We start from the raw sequence: 16,618 nt of genomic DNA on the forward strand, positions 1-16,618 counted from the left end.
AAGGTCTGCCATGATAGAGGAAACCCATGCGGCAAAGTTCCGAAATCTCCTGACTTAAGGGTTCTACCCGAAGTGAATGCATGCGGGATGTGCAGCAGAGTGCAGCACGGGGCATCGTTTTGCCCGGCTGCACGGGCCGCCCGGGGATGGCGGCGCGAGGGGTGATACACGAGTAAGATACGAGCGAGGCGGGCGCGGGTGCCAGTGAGGCCCACCACGCAATGCGCGGCGGGCCTCACTGGTGTTTAGCGTCCTCAAACGCGAAAACGCGGAACTTGCTCAGATTGTCTTGACGAAGGCTTTGAGGTCGTCCAGCAGCGCGTTGAGGTCTGCCTTCAGCTTGCCGAAGCCCGCGTTGTGCACCAGGCCGACTTCGTCCATGTACAGCTTGCGGTTGATCTCAAGCTGCAGGCTGTGGCGCTTTTGCGCCGGCTGGCCCACCACGCGCACGATTTCCACGCCCTTGTAGGGGTGGTTGCGCCAGACGTCGTAGCCCATGTCCTTGAGCACGCCTTCCACGCGGTCCGTGAAGCGCGTGTCGCAGGTGGTGCCGTCGCGGTCGCCCACCACGAAGTCCGGATGCTGCAGCCCGGGATGCTCGGTGGCGTACTGCGCCGCCTGGCTGGGCATCGAGTGGCAGTTGATGTGCCAGGCGCTGCCGTGCGTGGCGATGGCCTGGTCGGCCAGCTTTTGCAGTTGCGCGTAGTAGGGCAGGTAGTACTGCGTAATGCGCGCCTGCACCTCGGCCACGCTCAGCTTGCGGTCGTAGATGGCCTCGCCGGTATCCAGCACACGCCACACCAGGCCCTTGCCAAGACGGGTCTTGGAGGTTTCCTGGCGCGGGCCGGGCCAGGGCGCGTCGAGCACGGCTTCGTCGATTTCCTCGATGCCGCGGTTGGCATCGAGGTAGCTGCGCGGGAAGCCCGCGCACAGCAGCGCAATGCCGCGTGCGGGAGCGTCGGCGTACAGCTCGTCGACGAAGGTGTCTTCGGCCTGGCGCAGCAGCGGCAGGGGCAAGCCGGCCGCCGGCCGGAAATCGGCCGGGTAGCTGGTAGCGCTATGCGGCGAATCGAGAAAGAGCGGGCTGCTCTCGCCTTGCGGCAGTTGCAGGAGGTAAGGGCTGAGCCCGGTCTTTCGGTCTGCTTCCGTCATGATGTGCGTCGTTTAATCCAGGGTGATCTTGGCTGCGGCGGCGATGCGCTTGTTCTTCGCGACTTCGGACTTGATCTGCGCGGCGAATTGCGCCGGCGTGTTGCCAACCGGCACCGCGCCCAGCTTTTCCAGCTTAGCCTTTACTTCCGGCAGCGCCAGTACCTTGACGGTGGCGTCGTGCAGCTTGGCTTGCACGTCGGCAGGCAGGTTGGCCGGTGCGATCAGGCCAAACCAGGCGGCGTCGTTGACTTCAGGCAGGCCGAGTTCGGCAAACGTCGGCACGTTGGGCAGGGCCGGCACGCGCTTGGGCGAGGCCACGGCCAGGGCGCGCAGCTTGCCGCCTTCGATGAACGGCAGCGAGGACGGCAGGTTGTCGAACAGCACCTGCACCTGGTTGGCCAGCGCGTCGTTGAGCGCCGGGCCCACGCCCTTGTACGGCACGTGCAGCAGCTCGGTCTTGCTGCTCATCTTGAACAGCTCGCCCATCATGTGCGAGACGCTGCCGTTGCCGGCCGAGCCGTAGGCCATCTTGTTCGGCTGGGCCTTGGCCAGCGCGATGAAGGCCTTCATGTCGTTGGCCTTCACCGCCGGGTTGATGCTCATCACGTTGGGCACCGAAGCCAGGTTGGTGATGGTGGTGAAGTCCTTGGTGGCGTCATACGACAGGCGCGGGTACACGGCCGGGTTGATGCCGTGCGTGGATGCGGTGGCGATGCCCAGGGTGTAGCCGTCAGGCGCGGCCTTGGCCAGGTAGCCGGTACCGATGCTGCCGCCGGCGCCGCCGCGGTTGTCCACCACCACGGTCTGGCCCAGTTGCTGGCCGAGCTTGTCAGCCACGATGCGCGCCACGATGTCGGTGGTGCCACCTGCCGGGAACGGCACAACCAGCGAGATCGGCTTGGTCGGGTACGTGCCCTGGGCAGCGGCCGACAGCGACAGGCCGGCGGCGGCGGCGCCAGTGGCGGCGGCAAGGAGGCGGAGCATGTTACGGCGTTGCATGGTTCGGTTCCTGAATGGAGGGAGGAGAGGAGGAGAGAAGGAAAGCGACTAAAGCAGTGAAAGCGGGGAAAAGAACGGCTTCCCCGATTCTGCTTGTTCGTGCAGGCACACCGCAAACGAAATAAAATCGTGCGATCATTCCGTTTGGTAGTGAAGTAAGGGGTTATCTATGCGACGCTTATGTCCGTCGCTGACTGAATTGCAGGCCTTCGAGGCTGCCGCACGCTACAACAGCTTCACCACCGCGGCGCGGGAGCTCCACGTCACCCAGGGCGCCGTGAGCAAGCAGGTGCGCAGCCTGGAGGCCTTCCTCGGCGTGGAACTGTTCGAGCGCGTGCGCCAGCGCCTGATGCTGACCGATGCCGGCCAGCGCTACCTGGACCGTATCCGCCCGAGCCTGACCGAGATCGAGGCTGCCACGGTGGAACTGATCGCCAAGCAGGGCCGCGGCGGCACCCTGCATATCGCCAGCATGCCCACGCTGGGCGCCAAGTGGCTGATTCCGCGCTTGCCGCAGTTCTTCGAGAAGCATCCCGATGTCAGCCTTGAATTCGTGCCGCACGCGCAGGGCTACGATTTTTCCCAGCCCGATCTCGATGCCGCCATCCGCTTCGGCGACGGCATGTGGCCTGGCAGCCTTGCCGACTACATGACTGGCCGCGAAGTGCTGCCCGTGTGCCGCCCGGCCCTGCTGGCCGGCGAGCCGGAAGGCATGGCGCGTGTGCCCTCGGCGCTGCTGCGTTTTCCCCTGCTGCATCACACCACCGTGCCCGAAGCCTGGCCCGACTGGTTCGCCGAGCTTGGCGTGGCAACCCGCAAGGCGTGGAGCGGCGCGCGCTTCGACCAGTTCTCGCTGCTGACGCAGGCGGCGATGTCGGGGCTCGGCATCGCGCTGATCCCGCGCTGCCTGATCGAGGAGGAGCTCGCCACCGGCGTGCTGGTGGTGGCGCATCCGGCGCGGGTGCTGAGCAAGAAGGGCTACTACCTTTGCTATCCCGAGCAGAAACAGCATCTGCCGGCGCTGCAGACCTTTCGCCAGTGGGTGATGGAAGGCGTCGACGTGGTGGCGTGAGCCGCGCGCCGCCGCTGTAATCAAAACTTACGCTTTTCCGCGACGGTTTTTTCCGCCCGCCTGCGTTTAAGAGACATGACAGACATGACAAGCCTGCGTGCAAGCCGCGCCAGGCTGTGGATTGTGGACTGGAGGTTCTCATGCGCAGATCAATGCCTCTCTCAGCTAGCCTTGCCCGCCTGGGCGTCGCCGTGACGGCGGCGTTCGCGCTGGCGCCGGCATTCGCACAAACCATCGTGATCGCACCCACGGCGCCCCCGCCGATGCGCCAGGAGGTCCTGCCGCCCGCGCGCGGCGGCTATGCCTGGGATCCGGGCCACTGGCAATGGCGCAATGGCGCCTACGTCTGGGTGGGCGGCCATTGGCGCCCGGCCAGGGCGGGCTACCGCTGGGTGCCGGGGCACTGGGTGGCGCGTGGCCCGCAATGGCGCTGGGTCGAAGGGCATTGGTCGCGGTGACCGGCGCGACCGCCGCGACCGCCGCGAGCGGCATGACATTGTTCAAGTGCGATGGCAGTAACCACAGCAAGGGGTAAGCGATGAAAAGCCTTCTGATCGCGGCGCTTGTCGCCGTCACGTTGTCTGGCTGTGTGATCGTGCCGGCCCGGCCCGCTTACTACCACTATCGCGCGCCGGTTTTTGTTTACTGACGAGGCAAGCCGCGCCCGCCCCGGGGGCGGGTAGCTTGCGAGAAGGACGAACCGGCAACGCGGAACCACACCCATTGAGCGACACAAGCGACACAGATCCGGACGATGCGCTGCTGGCGCGGGTCGGCAGGCATGATGCAGCCGCGGTGCGCGAAATGGTCTCGCGCAAGCTGCCGCGCGTGCTGGCGCTGGCCACGCGCATGCTGGGCGACCGCGGCGAAGCGGAGGACGTGGCGCAGGAAGTCTTCGTGCGGTTGTGGAAGGAGGCCGCGCGCTGGCAACCTGGCCGGGCGCGCTTTGACACCTGGCTGCATCGTGTGGCCCTGAACCTTTGCTACGACCGCTTGCGCGGCGCGCGCGAGCAGGCCATGGAGCCGGTGCCCGAGCAGGCGGCGCCCGGGGCCGGGCCCGAGGAAGCGCTGGATGCGGCGGCGCAGGGCGTGCGCGTAGGCGCGGCGCTGGCGAAGCTGCCCGCGCGCCAGCGCGAGGCGCTGGTGCTGCAGTATTACCAGGAGTTGCCTAATGGCGAGGCCGCCGCGCTGATGGGCATCAGCATCGAGGCGCTGGAGAGCTTGCTGGCGCGCGCGCGCCGCAACCTGCGCGATTTGCTCATGCAAGACAGCCATCATGAGGATTTGCGATGACACCCGAGAGATTTCGCGCACTGACCGAGAGCTATGGTGCCGACCCCGCACGCTGGCCCGAAGGGGAGCGAGCCGCGGGCCAGGCCATGGCTGCCGCGCCCGGGCATCTTGGCGCGCTGGCCGAAGCCGCTGCGCTCGACCGCTTGCTGGCCGCGCATCAGGTGGCGGCCCCCGATGCGGCGTTACAGCGCCGCATTGCGGCGAGCGCGAGCGCGCCGCGTGCGCCGTGGTGGTGGTCCGGGCTGGGCCTGGCCGGCGTCGGCCTGGCCGGCACGTTGGCAGGCGCGCTGCTGGTCTCGGCCGTGCTGGCCACGGTGCCGGCGCCGGCCGCTATCGATCTGCCCTACGCCCCGACCGGCTTCGGTGGCATGGCGCATAACGGGAGCGAGGAATGAACGAGCGTACGCTGAAGCGGCTCAAGGTAGCGCTGGCGGTCTCCGTGCTGGTCAACGTGTTCCTGCTGGGCGCGATTGGCGGTGGCGGCTATCGCTGGTACGCCGTGGAGCGCCAGGCGGCCGCGCAGCCGCGCGGCCTGCGTTTTGCCGCCGACGGGCTGGAGGCCGAGCAGCGCAGGCAATTCCTGCAAGGCTTGCGCGCGGCGCGCCGTGCCGCGGCGTCGGACGTGGACGCCGCGCGCGACGGACGCCACCAGGTCGAGCAATTGCTGCGGCAGCCGCAGTTCGAACGCGACGCGCTGGCGGCGGCATTGGCCCGCACGCGCGAGGCCGATGCCGCGGTGCGTGCCCGGCTGGAAGGCAGCGTGGTGGATTTCGCCGCCACGCTGTCGCCCGAGCAGAGGCAGACGCTGGCTGACGCACTGGTCCAGCGCGGCCCGCTGCGCACCGGCCAGGCGCGGCCTGCGAAGGCGGCGCCATGATGCAGCAATCGATAACCACAACCACAACCACAACGATGGCGATAGCGATAGCGACAAGGCCAACAGGCACTTCCCAGGGGAGCGACGCATGACGAACACCGCCATGACGGCCGCGGCTGTCGCGGTCAACCGGTTCGGGCTGGGCGCGCGCCCGGCCGATCCGCTGCCGGCCGATCCGCGTGGCTGGCTGCTGGCCCAGTTCGAGCGCTACGAGGCCAGGCCCGCGGCCTGGAGCGCGCAGCCGGACTCGGCCGCGCTGGCCGGCGAGCTCGGCGCCCAGCAGCGCGAGGTGCGCCAGGCGCAGGCCGATGCGAAGACCGCGGCGCGCCAGCAATTGCAGCGCGAGACGCGCGAGGCCTATCGCGATGCCGTCGACGCGCGCGTGACCAGTGCGCTGGTGACGCAAGCGCCGTTCGTCGAGCGGCTGGTGCATTTCTGGTCCAACCACTTCGCGGTGTCGGTGGAGAAGCCGGCCGTCGCCGCGCTGGCCGGCGCCTTCGAGGCCGAGGCGATCCGTCCCCATGTGCTTGGGCGCTTCGAGGACATGCTGGTCGCGGTGGAGCGCCATCCCGCCATGCAGGTCTTCCTGGACCAGGTCCGCTCGATCGGCCCCGACAGCATGGCTGCGCGGCTGGCCGCGCAACGCGCTCCCGAGCGCCAGCTCGGATTGAACGAAAACCTCGCGCGCGAAATCATGGAGCTGCATACGCTCGGCGTGCGCAGCGGCTACCAGCAGGCCGACGTGACCGAGTTCGCCCGTGCGCTGACCGGCTGGAGCATCGGTGGCCTGGGCGCGCGCGAAGACGGCGAGCCCGGGCGCTTCCAGTTCCGCACGCGCGTGCATGAGCCTGGCACCCGCACTATCCTCGGGCGCAGCTACCCGCAGCAGGGCGAGGCGCAGGCGCTGGCCGTGCTGCACGACCTTGCGCAGAGCGAGGCCACGGCCAATCACCTGGCCACCAAGCTGGTGCGCCACTTCGTTGCCGATGCGCCGCCGCCCGCGCTGGTGGCGCGCTTGTCGCAGGCGTACCTGCGTAGTGGCGGTGCGTTGCCCGACATGTACCGCGCGCTGGTGCAGTCACCCGAGGCGTGGGCCAGCGAGCCGGCAAAATTCAAGACGCCGTGGGAGTGGACCCTTTCCTCCCTGCGCGGCTTGGGTTTGCGCGAGGCGGGCGCGCAGCACTTCGCGCCCATGCTGACCCAGCTCGGGCAGCCGGTCTGGCGGCCGGGCTCGCCAGCGGGCTACGACGACATCGCCGCTAGCTGGGCCGCGCCCGATGCGCTGGTGCGCCGGGTCGAACTGGCGCAACGGCTGGCGGCGCGCATCGGCGACCGGATCGACGCGCGCGAGCTCGGCCCCAAGCTGCTTGCGGGCACCTTGTCGGCACCAACCGCTGCCGCCATCGCGCGCGCCGAAAGCGCGCAGACCGCACTGGCCTTGCTGCTGGTGTCGCCCGATTTTCAACGGAGGTGATTGCCATGTTTTCCCGCCGAGATTTCCTCCGCGTGACGGGCGGTGCCGCCGCCATGCTTGCGTTGCCGCGCCTCACGCTCGCCAGCGTCGATTCCGATCGCCGCTTCGTCTTCGTCATCCAGCGCGGCGCCGCCGATGGCCTGAACACGGTCATTCCCTACGCCGATCCCGGTTACGCCCGCCTGCGTGGCACGCTGGCCATCGACGCGGCGCAAGCCACCAGGCTCGATGGCACTTTCGCCCTCCATCCCGCGCTGACGGAGACCGCACGGATGTACGCCGCCGGGCAGGCGTTGTTCGTGCAGGCGGTGGCATCGCCATATCGCGAGCGTTCGCACTTCGACGGCCAGAACGTGCTTGAGACCGGCGGCGCCGCGCCTTACCAGGTGAAGGATGGCTGGATGAACCGGCTGGTGAGCCTGCTGCCCAAGCGGCCCGAGAATGCCATCGCTTTCGCGCCCACGGTGCCGGCGGCGCTGCGGGGGCCGGTGGAGGTCGGCTCCTATGCGCCATCGGCACTGCCGTCAGCGCCTGATGACCTGCTCGCGCGCGTCGGGCAGCTCTACGAGATGGATCCGCAATTGCATCCGCTCTGGAACGCGGCCATGCAGGCACGCGGGCTGGCAGGCGACGCCGGTGCGCGCCAGGACCCGGCCAGCCTCGGCCGTCTCGCCGCCGGCTTCCTGGCGCGCGCGGACGGGCCACGCATTGCCATGATCGAGACCGGCGGCTGGGATACGCACAGCGCGCAAGCGCCACGCCTGGCGGCCCGCCTCAAGGCCCTGGACACCATGCTGGCAGCACTGCGCGACGGGCTGGGCCCGTCATGGGAGCGCACCACCGTGCTGGTGGCCACGGAATTCGGGCGCACCGCCGCGGCCAACGGCACCGGCGGCACCGATCACGGCACCGGCGCGGCGGCGATGCTGCTGGGCGGCGGGGTCAAAGGCGGGCGCGTGCTGGCAGACTGGCCGGGGCTGGCGCAGGGCTCGCTTTACCAGGGGCGCGACCTGACGCCGACCACGGAACTGGATGGATTGATCGCCGCGGCAGCGGCACAGAGCTTCGGGCTGGATAGCGAGCGCGTGGCGCGCACGCTGTTCGGACGCGGGGAAGGGCGGAGGGACGGGGGCGAGCAGGGGGGAATGCTGGGCGGACTGCTGCGCGCCTGAAACACAGGGGCAGCAGTCCAGACCCGGTGGCGTTACTTGGAGAGCAGGCGCATCGCCTGCTCCAGTCCGCCGAGCGTGACCGGATACATGCGCGACTTCATGATCTGGTTGATCACCGTCACCGACTGCCGGTATTGCCATAGCCCTTCAGGCTCGGGGTTGAGCCAGACGAAGCGCGGGAACTGCTCGATCAGGCGGTTGAGCCATACCGCCCCGGCTTCGGGGTTGTTGTACTCCACCGAGCCGCCGGGCTGCAGGATCTCGTACGGGCTCATGGTGGCATCGCCGACAAAGATCACTTTGTAGTCCGGCGTGTACTTGTGGATCAGGTCCCACGTGGCGATCTTCTCCGCATGGCGGCGGCGATTGTTCTTCCACACGTAGTCGTACACGCAGTTGTGGAAGTAGTAGTACTCCAGGTGCTTGAACTCGGTCTTGGTGGCCGAGAACAATTCCTCCACGCGCTTGATGTGGTCGTCCATGGAGCCGCCGACGTCCATCAACATCAGCACCTTGACCTTGTTGTGGCGCTCCGGGCGCAGCTTGATGTCGAGCAGGCCGGCATTGGCGGCGGTGGAGTGGATGGTGTCGTCCAGGTCCAGCTCGGTCTCCGCGCCTTCGCGCGCGAAACGGCGCAGGCGGCGCAGCGCCACCTTGATATTGCGCGTGCCGAGCTCGACCTGGTCGTCGTAGTCCTTGTAGGCGCGGGTTTCCCACACCTTGATGGCGGTGCGGTTGCCCTTGGACGGGCCGCCGATGCGGATGCCTTCCGGGTTATAGCCGCCGTGCCCGAACGGCGAGGTGCCGCCGGTGCCGATCCACTTGTTGCCGCCCTCGTGTTTTTCCTTTTGCTCGTCGAGCAGCTGCTTGAGCCGCTCCATCAGCTTGTCGAGTCCCCCCATGGCTTCGATCTTGGCTTTTTCCTCGGCCGAGAGCTCGCGCTCCAGCGTCTTTTGCAGCCAGTCCAGGGGGATGTCGGATTTCCAGTCGACCAGGCTTTCGATGCCCTTGAAGTAGGCGGCGAAGGTCTGGTCGAACTTGTCGAAGTGCTTCTCGTCCTTGACCAGCGTCATGCGCGACAAGTAGTAGAACTCGTCGATCGACGGCGTGATCACCTCGGCCTTGAGCGCTTCCAGCATGGTCAGGTATTCCTTGACCGAGACCGGCAGCTTGGCGTGGCGCAGCGAGAAGAAAAAATCGATCAGCATGGTGAGCTCGCTTAGAGTTTCCCGGAGCGGGTGCGGCGGTTTGCGTGCAGGTTCACGAGGCGCGCCCCGGCAGGTCCAGGCGGTATTGCAGGTGGCGCTTCACCGTCGGCCATTCGCTGGCGATGATGGAGAACACCACGGTATCGCGCAGCGAACCGTCGGGCATGCGCTGGTGGTTGCGCAGCACGCCGTCCTGCTTGGCGCCGAGCCGGGCGATGGCGGTGCGGCTCTGGTGGTTCATCCAGTGCGTGCGGAATTCCACGGCGATGCATGCCAGCTGCTCGAACGCATGCGTGAGCAGCATCAGCTTGCATTCCGTGTTCACGGCGCTGCGCTGCACGCGCTGCGCATGCCAGGTATGGCCGATCTCCAGGCGCCGGTTGGCACCGTCGACATTGAAGTAACGCGTCGCGCCCACCACCGCGCCCGGCACGCCATCGCGGACCTCGCGGATCACGAACGGCATCGCGCCCTGCTGCTCGCGCATCTGCAGCGCGGTGTCGGTCCACGCGCGCACCTGGTCCGGCGCCGGCACCGAGGTGTACCAGAGCTTCCACAGCTCGCCGTCGGCGACGGCGGCCTGTACCTCGGCCTCATGCTCGGGGCGCAGCGGCTCCAGCAGGGCGTGCTGGCCGCGCAGGGTGACGGGTTCGATAAAGCGTGCCATGGCGCGGCGCTCAGCGGTTGGCGCGGTTCATGAAGACCAGACGCTCGAACAGGTGCACGTCCTGCTCGTTCTTCAGCAGCGCGCCGTGCAGCGGCGGGATCGCGGCCTTCTTGTCCGGGCTCTTGAGCGCCTCGGGCGGGATGTCCTCGGCCATCAGCAGCTTGAGCCAGTCGATCAGTTCCGACGTGGAGGGCTTCTTCTTCAGGCCCGGCAGGTTGCGCATCTCGTAGAACGATTCGAGCGCCGCGGCCACCAGCTCGCGCTTGATGCCGGGATAGTGCACGTCGACGATGCGCTGCATGGTCTCCGCGTCGGGGAACTTGATGTAGTGGAAGAAGCAGCGGCGCAGGAAGGCGTCGGGCAGCTCCTTCTCGTTGTTCGAGGTGATGATCACCAGCGGGCGGTGGCGCGCCTTGACCAGCTCGCGCGTCTCATACACATAGAACTCCATGCGGTCGATTTCGCGCAGCAGGTCGTTCGGGAATTCGATGTCGGCCTTGTCGATCTCGTCGATCAGCAACACCACTTGCTGGTCGGCCTCGAAGGCCTGCCAAAGCACGCCCTTGATGATGTAGTTGCGGATGTCGTGGACGCGGTCGTCGCCGAGCTGCGAATCGCGCAGGCGCGACACCGCGTCGTATTCATACAGGCCCTGCTGCGCCTTGGTGGTGGACTTGATGTGCCACTGCAGCAGGGGCATGCCGAGCGCCGCGGCCACCTCCTCGGCCAGCATGGTCTTGCCGGTGCCGGGCTCGCCCTTGATCAGGAGCGGGCGCTGCAGGGCGCGGGCGGCATTCACGGCCAGCTTGAGGTCATCGGTGGCGACGTATTGCTGCGTGCCTTCGAAACGGCTTTGCTGGTTCTGGCTGGCGTTGGTGGTGTTGGACATGGGGCAACCTGAAGGGGTTTATGCGTGTCGGAATTGGCCAGTATAAAAGAGCTTTCCGGTTCGCGTGTGGCTCGCCGTGCCATGCTGGACTGCCGCGTGCAGCGTGCTGTACAATGCGGCGGTTTGACGCGCCCCCCACGTCCAAGACTCCACCCCCCTCGCTTTGTCCGCCTTGTCACTCCCGCGGTCCTTGCCGGGAGGCGGCGATGACAAGAGATGGTTACAGAATGAGGCGGAGACAACGCCGAGATGCACCGGCAGCGCTAACTACGGCGCTGCGGGTATCCGGCCTACGCTGGCAGCACCGCATCTACCCGCGGGCAGATACGGTCCGGCCGGACGCATTCTGAAGCCATTTCCGACCGGTTGGGCAGGTCACGCAGGGTTTAACACTTCCAATCAGCTACGACAATGAAAAAGCTCCTCACGATGGTGGTGCTGGGCGCGGCCGCAACGGCTGCGCAAGCCCAGGAAGTCAAGGGCAATGTGGACGCCGCCAAAAACAAGGTCGCGATGTGTATTGGTTGCCATGGGATTCCCGGCTATCGCGCCTCCTTCCCCGAGGTGTACCAGGTGCCCCTGCTCGGCGGCCAGAACGCCAAGTACATCGAAAATGCGCTCAAGGAATACCAGAAGGGCGACCGCAAGCACCCGACCATGCGTGGCATTGCCGCGACCCTGACCGACCAGGACATCGCCGACGTGGCTGCCTACTACGCGCAGCAGTCTTCCAGCACGCAAAACAACACCCAGAAGTAAGAGGACCCACCCATGAATACGCTTAAGACGCTTTCGCTCGCGATCGGCGCACTCGTGCTGGGCGCCTCGGCCATCACTGCCTCGGCTGCCGACCTCGCGCGCGGCAAGGCGCTGGTGGAGAAGGGCAACTGCGCGGCCTGCCACGGCGCCGGCCTGAATGCCCCGATCACCCCGGATTACCCGAAGCTGGCCGGCCAGCATGCCGACTACCTGTACCACGCGCTGGCTGCCTACCAGATCACCACCAACCCGCAGGTGGGCCGCTCCAACGCCATCATGGCCGGCCAGGTCAACGCCAACCCTGGCGTGACGGGCAAGGATGGCAAGCCGCGTCCCTTCACCCGGGATGAGCTGAAGGATATCGCCGCCTACATCGAATCGCTGCCGGGCGGCCTGGTCCTGAAGAAGTAAGCCAGCTGGCGCCGGCCCACGCCGCGCGCGGGCCCGGAACAAGAAAAAGCCGCTGATCCCAGCGGCTTTTTCTTTGCCCGCGCGGCCCCGTGGGCAAGCGCCCCGGGCCGCGTCGGGCGGCTCAGTTGCCGGTGCCCTTGGCCAGGCGGCGTGCCTTGACCGCGCTGGCCAGGGTTTCGAGCACCTTTACCGAATCGTCCCAGCCGATGCAGGCATCGGTGACCGACTGGCCATAGGTGAGGTCTTCCACCGGCGTGCCCTGCACGTGGTCCTGGCGGCCGCCCACCAGGTGGGATTCCACCATCACGCCGACGATGCGCTCGTCGCCCGCGGCCATCTGGCGGCCGATGTCCTCGCAGACCGGGATCTGGTTCTCGTGCTTCTTGCTGCTGTTGGCGTGCGAGGCATCGATCATCAGGCGCGCGGCCAGGCCGGCCTTGGAAATCGCTTCGCAGGCTTCCTGCACGCTGGCGGCATCGTAGTTGGGCGTCTTGCCGCCGCGCAGGATGATGTGGCAATCCTCATTGCCCGAGGTCGACACGATGGCGGAGTGCCCGCCCTTGGTCACCGACAGGAAATGGTGCGGCTGCGAGGCGGCCTTGATCGCATCGACGGCGATCTTGACGTTGCCATCGGTGCCGTTCTTGAATCCGACCGGGCACGACAGTCCGGAGGCGAGCTCCCGGTGCACCTGGCTTTCCGTGGTGCGCGCGCCGATGGCGCCCCAGCTGACCAGGTCGGCGATGTATTGCGGGCTGATCATGTCGAGGTATTCGGTACCGGTCGGCACGCCCAGTTCGCTGATGTTCAGCAGCAGTTCGCGCGCGGTGCGCAAGCCGTCGTTGATCTTGAAGCTGCCGTCCATGTGCGGGTCGTTGATCAGCCCCTTCCAGCCCACGGTGGTGCGCGGCTTTTCGAAATACACCCGCATCACGACTTCCAGCTCCCCGGCGAAACGGTCGCGCTGGACCTTGAGCAGCTTGGCGTACTCGAGCGCGGCGCGGGTGTCGTGGATGGAGCAGGGGCCGATGATCACGATCAGGCGGTCATCCATGCCGTGCAGGATCCGGTGCATGGACTGGCGCGCGCCGTAGATCACGTCGGACGCCTTTTCGGAGCAGCCGAACTCGCGGATCAGGTGCGCCGGGGGCAACAATTCCTTGAGTTCGCGAATGCGCAGGTCGTCGGTGTTCTTCAGCATGATGGCTCCGGATTTTGTAGGGTCGTGTGTTTGGGGTGTCTGGGCTAGAGCTGGGTGCGGGCCGGTATAAAAAAAGCCGCCAGGTTCGCTGGCGGCTTTTTTTGAATTCTGGAGGCACTTACGATCGTCCCTCTCCATCCGCCAGCGGTGCGAGATCGCTAAAAAAGTAAAAATAAAACTTAGCGGACATGGATGGGATGCGGCTCAAATGGCGTCGGTTATTTGCGGCAATGCGTCACGAGATGGCAGAAAATTGCGCCGGCCTTGCCAATTCCGCCGGCTGAGGCCGTTGACCATCGGGTAACGAAGCATCTTTATAGCGCGTTTTAAGGGGCTTGGCAAGCGTCCGGCATCGGCCCGGCCACAATTTCCGGCCGTTCCATGGCGGGGCCCGGATCCAGTTCCAGCCCGCGCATCACGGCGGCGGTGCGGTTTTCCACGCCTAGCTTCACGTACACATGCTGCAGGTGCTTTTGCACCGTGCGGGCGCTGATGCCGAGCATGCCCGCGATTTCGCGGTCGGTCTTGCCGTGCGCCAGCCAGCGCAGCACCTGCTGCTCGCGCGCGGTCAGCCTGGCGAGCATGGAGAGCGCCTGGCCATCCTGGCTGCGGCTGGATGTGAGCATTGCGGCGGCCTTGGGTGGCGCGCAGCTACGCAATGCTGCGTATTGGCGCCATCCCGTGCGTGAACCAACATGAATGAGGCCAGTATAGGCGTCGCCAGCGCGCACCGCAGTGCGGCGGCGGCGCCTGCACGGGTTTGCCGGGGGAAAACAGGCGAACGCGGCGTGCCGGGCAGCTCAGGCACGCGGGGCTGAGGCGAGGGGGAGGGAAGCATCATGGCGATCGATGAGGGGAGGCTAAACGCCTTCATGGGGCAGTTCGTCCAGGATCTGGGCGCGGTGATGCATGCTGCCACCATCGTGGTCGGCGATACGCTCGGCCTTTACAAGGCCTTGGCCGAGAAACCGATGACAGCGCAGGTGCTGGCCGAGAAAACCCATACCGATGAGCGCTACCTGCTCGAGTGGCTGTCCGCGCAGGCGGCCAGCGGCTATGTCGCGTATGACCCAGCCACTGATCTGTTCAGCCTGACCGAGGAGCAGGCCTTCGCACTGGCCCAGGAGGGCAGCCCTGCCTTTATTCCCGGCGCCTTCCAGATCGCCGTCGCGCAGTTCAAGGCGATTCCCAAGATCGTGGACGCCTTTCGCAATGGGCGCGGGCTGGGCTGGCATGAACACGATCCGTCACTGTTTCACGGCACCGAGCGGTTTTTCCGCCCGGGCTATGCGGCGCACCTGACAGCGGAATGGATTCCCGCGCTGGAGGACGTGCAGGCCAAGCTGCAGGCCGGCGCTCGCGTGGCCGACGTGGGCTGCGGGCATGGCGCCTCCACCATCATCATGGCGCAGGCGTATCCGGCATCGGAGTTCTACGGCTTTGACTACCACGAGCCGTCGATCCGCTTCGCCACCGAAGCGGCGGCACGCGCCGGCGTGCAGGACCGCGTGCATTTCGAGGTGGCAAAAGCCAAGGAGTATGGCGGCAAGGATTACGACCTGGTGGCCGTGTTCGACTGCCTGCACGATATGGGCGATCCGGTCGGCGCCGCCGCGCATGTGCGCGAGACCTTGCGCCCGGATGGCACCTGGATGATCGTCGAGCCTTTCGCCAACGACCGGCTCGAAGACAACCTGAACCCGATCGGGCGGGTCTTTTACTCGGCCTCGACCTTCATCTGCACGCCAGCGTCGCGCTCGCAGGAGGTGGGCCTGTGCCTGGGGGCCCAGTCGGGCGAGGCACGCATGCGGTCGGTGGTGCAGCAGGGCGGTTTTTCGCGTTTTCGCCGGGCGGCGCAAACGCCGTTCAACCTGATCTACGAGGCGCGGCCCTGAACGGCAAGGCGCCGCGCCCGACGTGCGGGACCTGCGGGACGGCAATCAGGCCGTGCCGCCTACCGTCATGTTCTCAATGCGCAGGGTCGGCTGGCCCACGCCCACCGGCACGCTCTGGCCTTCCTTGCCGCACACGCCCACGCCTGAGTCCAGGCGCATGTCGTTGCCGATCATGGTGACGTCCTTGAGCGATTCCGGGCCGTTGCCGACCAGGGTGGCGCCCTTGACCGGGGCGGTGATCTTGCCGTCCTCGATCAGGTAGGCCTCGCTGGCCGAGAAGACGAACTTGCCGTTGGTGATGTCGACCTGGCCGCCGCCGAAGTTGACCGCGTAGAGGCCGCGCTTGACGCTGGCGATGATCTCCTGCGGGTCGCGGTTGCCGTTGAGCATATAGGTGTTGGTCATGCGCGGCATCGGCAGCGCGGCGTAGCTCTCGCGGCGCGCGTTGCCGGTCACCGGCATCTTCATCAGGCGCGCGTTGAGCGTGTCCTGGATATAGCCCTTGAGGATGCCGTCCTCGATCAGTGTGGTGCACTGGGTCGGGTTGCCCTCGTCGTCGAGGTTGAGCGAGCCGCGGCGGTTGGCCAGCGTGCCGTCGTCCACCACGGTCACGCCCTTGGCCGCCACGCGCTCGCCCATGCGGCCGGCGAAGGCCGACGAACCCTTGCGGTTGAAGTCGCCTTCCAGGCCGTGGCCGATGGCCTCGTGCAGCAGCACGCCGGGCCAGCCCGGGCCGAGCACGACGGTCATGGCACCGGCCGGAGCCGGACGCGCCTCGAGGTTGACGAGCGCCGAGGCCACGGCCTCGTCCACGTACTGGCGCAGCAGCTCATCGGTGAAATAGCCGTAGGCATAGCGCCCGCCGCCGCCGGAGGAGCCGATCTCGCGGCGCCCGTTCTGCTCGGCGATCACCGTGACCGAGACCCGCACCAGCGGGCGCACGTCGGCGGCGATCACGCCGTCACTGCGCGCCACCAGTACCACGTCGTATTCACCGGCCAGGCCTGCCATCACCTGCACCACGCGCGGGTCCTTGGCGCGGGCCATGCGTTCCACGCGCTCGAGCAGCGCCACCTTTTCGGCGGCGTCCATCGAGTCCAGCGGGTCATTGGGCGAGTACAGGTTGCGCCCGCCCTGGGAGGCCATCTTGCTCGCCACCTTGACGCGGCCGCTGCCGGCGCGGCCGATGGTGCGGGTCGCGGCGCCGGCCTTGAGCAAGGCGTCCAGGCTGATGTCGTCGGAGTAGGCAAAAGCGGTCTTGTCGCCGGACACGGCGCGCACGCCAACGCCCTGGTCGATGCTGAAGCTGCCCGACTTGACGATGCCTTCTTCCAGGCTCCACGCCTCGTTGCGGGTGTACTGGAAGTAGAGGTCGGCGTAGTCGACCTTATGCGTGAAGATGTCCGCCAGCACGCGCTGCAGGTTGGTTTCGTCCAGGCCGTAGGGCGCCAGCAGCAGTTGCTGGGCGGTGGCGAGGTTGCGGATTCCGAGGTCGCCGGCGTTCATGGTTGTCCTTTTATCGTCGTGCCGCGGTGGCGAAATGGCGCCG

General features: G+C 67.0%; 17 protein-coding genes and 1 pseudogene. 10 read left to right on the plus strand and 8 right to left on the minus strand.

The features are described 5' to 3' along the window. Window positions 1-279 precede the first annotated feature (279 nt). Both ACX12D_RS06160 and ACX12D_RS06165 read right to left on the minus strand, forming a co-directional pair. Entirely contained in the window at window positions 280-1,152 is an 873-nt protein-coding gene (locus ACX12D_RS06160) for an N-formylglutamate amidohydrolase (RefSeq protein WP_174422873.1), read from the minus strand. Between the two features lie 12 nt (window positions 1,153-1,164). Continuing rightward, window positions 1,165-2,151: a tripartite tricarboxylate transporter substrate binding protein BugE gene (locus ACX12D_RS06165; protein ID WP_150983798.1), complete on the minus strand. Its 987-nt coding sequence runs from the start codon at window positions 2,149-2,151 to the stop codon at window positions 1,165-1,167. Between the two features lie 169 nt (window positions 2,152-2,320). Here ACX12D_RS06165 and gcvA point away from each other — a divergent pair, with 169 nt between their 5' ends. The 7 genes and pseudogenes from gcvA (at window position 2,321) to ACX12D_RS06200 (ending at window position 8,039) form a co-directional block, all read left to right on the plus strand. After that, on the plus strand, window positions 2,321-3,223 hold the full coding sequence (gene gcvA / locus ACX12D_RS06170; RefSeq protein WP_441633559.1) for a transcriptional regulator GcvA: 903 nt from the start codon (window positions 2,321-2,323) through the stop codon (window positions 3,221-3,223). 152 nt (window positions 3,224-3,375) lie between these two features. Then, a complete protein-coding gene (locus tag ACX12D_RS06175; protein WP_459373303.1) occupies window positions 3,376-3,681 on the plus strand; it encodes a YXWGXW repeat-containing protein in 306 nt (101 codons plus the stop codon). Window positions 3,682-3,946: 265 nt separating this feature from the next. Continuing rightward, window positions 3,947-4,516 (plus strand): RNA polymerase sigma factor, encoded by a 570-nt coding sequence (locus tag ACX12D_RS06180; RefSeq protein WP_459373304.1) that lies wholly within the window; start codon window positions 3,947-3,949, stop codon window positions 4,514-4,516. Further along, a complete protein-coding gene (locus ACX12D_RS06185) occupies window positions 4,513-4,911 on the plus strand; it encodes a hypothetical protein (protein ID WP_441633565.1) in 399 nt (132 codons plus the stop codon). Before ACX12D_RS06180 ends, ACX12D_RS06185 begins: the two co-directional genes overlap by 4 nt. Then, complete coding sequence (locus ACX12D_RS06190; protein ID WP_459373305.1) at window positions 4,908-5,393, plus strand: periplasmic heavy metal sensor; 486 nt, start codon at window positions 4,908-4,910, stop codon at window positions 5,391-5,393. The genes ACX12D_RS06185 and ACX12D_RS06190 overlap by 4 nt, the downstream gene beginning before the upstream one ends. Before the next feature lie 103 nt (window positions 5,394-5,496). Next, a pseudogene (locus ACX12D_RS06195) lies at window positions 5,497-6,801 on the plus strand (DUF1800 domain-containing protein); the annotation flags it as partial. A 71-nt stretch (window positions 6,802-6,872) separates the two neighbouring features. Then, a complete protein-coding gene (locus ACX12D_RS06200; protein WP_459373950.1) occupies window positions 6,873-8,039 on the plus strand; it encodes a DUF1501 domain-containing protein in 1,167 nt (388 codons plus the stop codon). Window positions 8,040-8,071: 32 nt separating this feature from the next. Here ACX12D_RS06200 and ACX12D_RS06205 read toward each other — a convergent pair whose 3' ends face one another. From ACX12D_RS06205 to ACX12D_RS06215, 3 genes are read right to left on the minus strand one after another with little or no spacing between them, the layout of a single operon-like run. After that, entirely contained in the window at window positions 8,072-9,247 is a 1,176-nt protein-coding gene (locus ACX12D_RS06205; protein ID WP_006156773.1) for a vWA domain-containing protein, read from the minus strand. 52 nt (window positions 9,248-9,299) lie between these two features. Further along, a complete protein-coding gene (locus ACX12D_RS06210; protein WP_459373306.1) occupies window positions 9,300-9,914 on the minus strand; it encodes a GNAT family N-acetyltransferase in 615 nt (204 codons plus the stop codon). Window positions 9,915-9,924: 10 nt separating this feature from the next. Then, window positions 9,925-10,803 (minus strand): AAA family ATPase, encoded by an 879-nt coding sequence (locus tag ACX12D_RS06215; protein ID WP_045238101.1) that lies wholly within the window; start codon window positions 10,801-10,803, stop codon window positions 9,925-9,927. A gap of 411 nt (window positions 10,804-11,214) precedes the next feature. Between ACX12D_RS06215 and ACX12D_RS06220 the strand changes: the two genes are divergently transcribed. Together ACX12D_RS06220 and ACX12D_RS06225 are read left to right on the plus strand one after the other, a co-directional pair. Then, window positions 11,215-11,562, plus strand: coding sequence for a c-type cytochrome (locus tag ACX12D_RS06220; RefSeq protein WP_043344837.1), 348 nt, complete (start codon window positions 11,215-11,217; stop codon window positions 11,560-11,562). Window positions 11,563-11,574: 12 nt separating this feature from the next. Then, the gene (locus ACX12D_RS06225; protein WP_441633577.1) at window positions 11,575-11,973 is read left to right on the plus strand and encodes a c-type cytochrome; all 399 of its coding nucleotides are present in this window, start codon (window positions 11,575-11,577) and stop codon (window positions 11,971-11,973) included. A 121-nt stretch (window positions 11,974-12,094) separates the two neighbouring features. On the opposite strand, the gene aroG is transcribed toward ACX12D_RS06225, so the two are convergent. Together aroG and ACX12D_RS06235 are read right to left on the minus strand one after the other, a co-directional pair. Further along, window positions 12,095-13,174 (minus strand): 3-deoxy-7-phosphoheptulonate synthase AroG, encoded by a 1,080-nt coding sequence (aroG, locus tag ACX12D_RS06230; protein ID WP_459373307.1) that lies wholly within the window; start codon window positions 13,172-13,174, stop codon window positions 12,095-12,097. Window positions 13,175-13,500: 326 nt separating this feature from the next. Further along, window positions 13,501-13,800, minus strand: a complete 300-nt coding sequence (locus ACX12D_RS06235) for a helix-turn-helix domain-containing protein (protein WP_459373308.1) — start codon at window positions 13,798-13,800, stop codon at window positions 13,501-13,503. 213 nt (window positions 13,801-14,013) lie between these two features. On the opposite strand from ACX12D_RS06235, the gene ACX12D_RS06240 reads away from it, so the two are divergent. Further along, entirely contained in the window at window positions 14,014-15,069 is a 1,056-nt protein-coding gene (locus ACX12D_RS06240; RefSeq protein WP_459373310.1) for a class I SAM-dependent methyltransferase, read from the plus strand. 45 nt (window positions 15,070-15,114) lie between these two features. Here the strand turns inward: ACX12D_RS06240 and tldD are convergent, their stop codons facing one another. Beyond that, complete coding sequence (gene tldD, locus ACX12D_RS06245) at window positions 15,115-16,575, minus strand: metalloprotease TldD (protein ID WP_043344843.1); 1,461 nt, start codon at window positions 16,573-16,575, stop codon at window positions 15,115-15,117. Window positions 16,576-16,618: the final 43 nt, after the last annotated feature.

It is taken from the genome of Cupriavidus sp. PET2-C1, assembly GCF_054515855.1.

Coding starts and splice junctions, on each gene's coding strand:
- tldD (WP_043344843.1), bottom strand. CDS start 16,575: ATGAACGCCGGCGACCTCGGAATCCGCAACCTCGCCACCGCCCAGCAA.
- aroG (WP_459373307.1), bottom strand. CDS start 13,174: ATGCTGAAGAACACCGACGACCTGCGCATTCGCGAACTCAAGGAATTG.
- ACX12D_RS06215 (WP_045238101.1), bottom strand. CDS start 10,803: ATGTCCAACACCACCAACGCCAGCCAGAACCAGCAAAGCCGTTTCGAA.
- ACX12D_RS06205 (WP_006156773.1), bottom strand. CDS start 9,247: ATGCTGATCGATTTTTTCTTCTCGCTGCGCCACGCCAAGCTGCCGGTC.
- ACX12D_RS06200 (WP_459373950.1), top strand. CDS start 6,873: ATGTTTTCCCGCCGAGATTTCCTCCGCGTGACGGGCGGTGCCGCCGCC.
- ACX12D_RS06240 (WP_459373310.1), top strand. CDS start 14,014: ATGGCGATCGATGAGGGGAGGCTAAACGCCTTCATGGGGCAGTTCGTC.
- ACX12D_RS06190 (WP_459373305.1), top strand. CDS start 4,908: ATGAACGAGCGTACGCTGAAGCGGCTCAAGGTAGCGCTGGCGGTCTCC.
- ACX12D_RS06185 (WP_441633565.1), top strand. CDS start 4,513: ATGACACCCGAGAGATTTCGCGCACTGACCGAGAGCTATGGTGCCGAC.
- ACX12D_RS06175 (WP_459373303.1), top strand. CDS start 3,376: ATGCCTCTCTCAGCTAGCCTTGCCCGCCTGGGCGTCGCCGTGACGGCG.
- ACX12D_RS06235 (WP_459373308.1), bottom strand. CDS start 13,800: ATGCTCACATCCAGCCGCAGCCAGGATGGCCAGGCGCTCTCCATGCTC.
- ACX12D_RS06210 (WP_459373306.1), bottom strand. CDS start 9,914: ATGGCACGCTTTATCGAACCCGTCACCCTGCGCGGCCAGCACGCCCTG.
- ACX12D_RS06160 (WP_174422873.1), bottom strand. CDS start 1,152: ATGACGGAAGCAGACCGAAAGACCGGGCTCAGCCCTTACCTCCTGCAA.
- ACX12D_RS06220 (WP_043344837.1), top strand. CDS start 11,215: ATGAAAAAGCTCCTCACGATGGTGGTGCTGGGCGCGGCCGCAACGGCT.
- gcvA (WP_441633559.1), top strand. CDS start 2,321: ATGCGACGCTTATGTCCGTCGCTGACTGAATTGCAGGCCTTCGAGGCT.
- ACX12D_RS06165 (WP_150983798.1), bottom strand. CDS start 2,151: ATGCAACGCCGTAACATGCTCCGCCTCCTTGCCGCCGCCACTGGCGCC.
- ACX12D_RS06225 (WP_441633577.1), top strand. CDS start 11,575: ATGAATACGCTTAAGACGCTTTCGCTCGCGATCGGCGCACTCGTGCTG.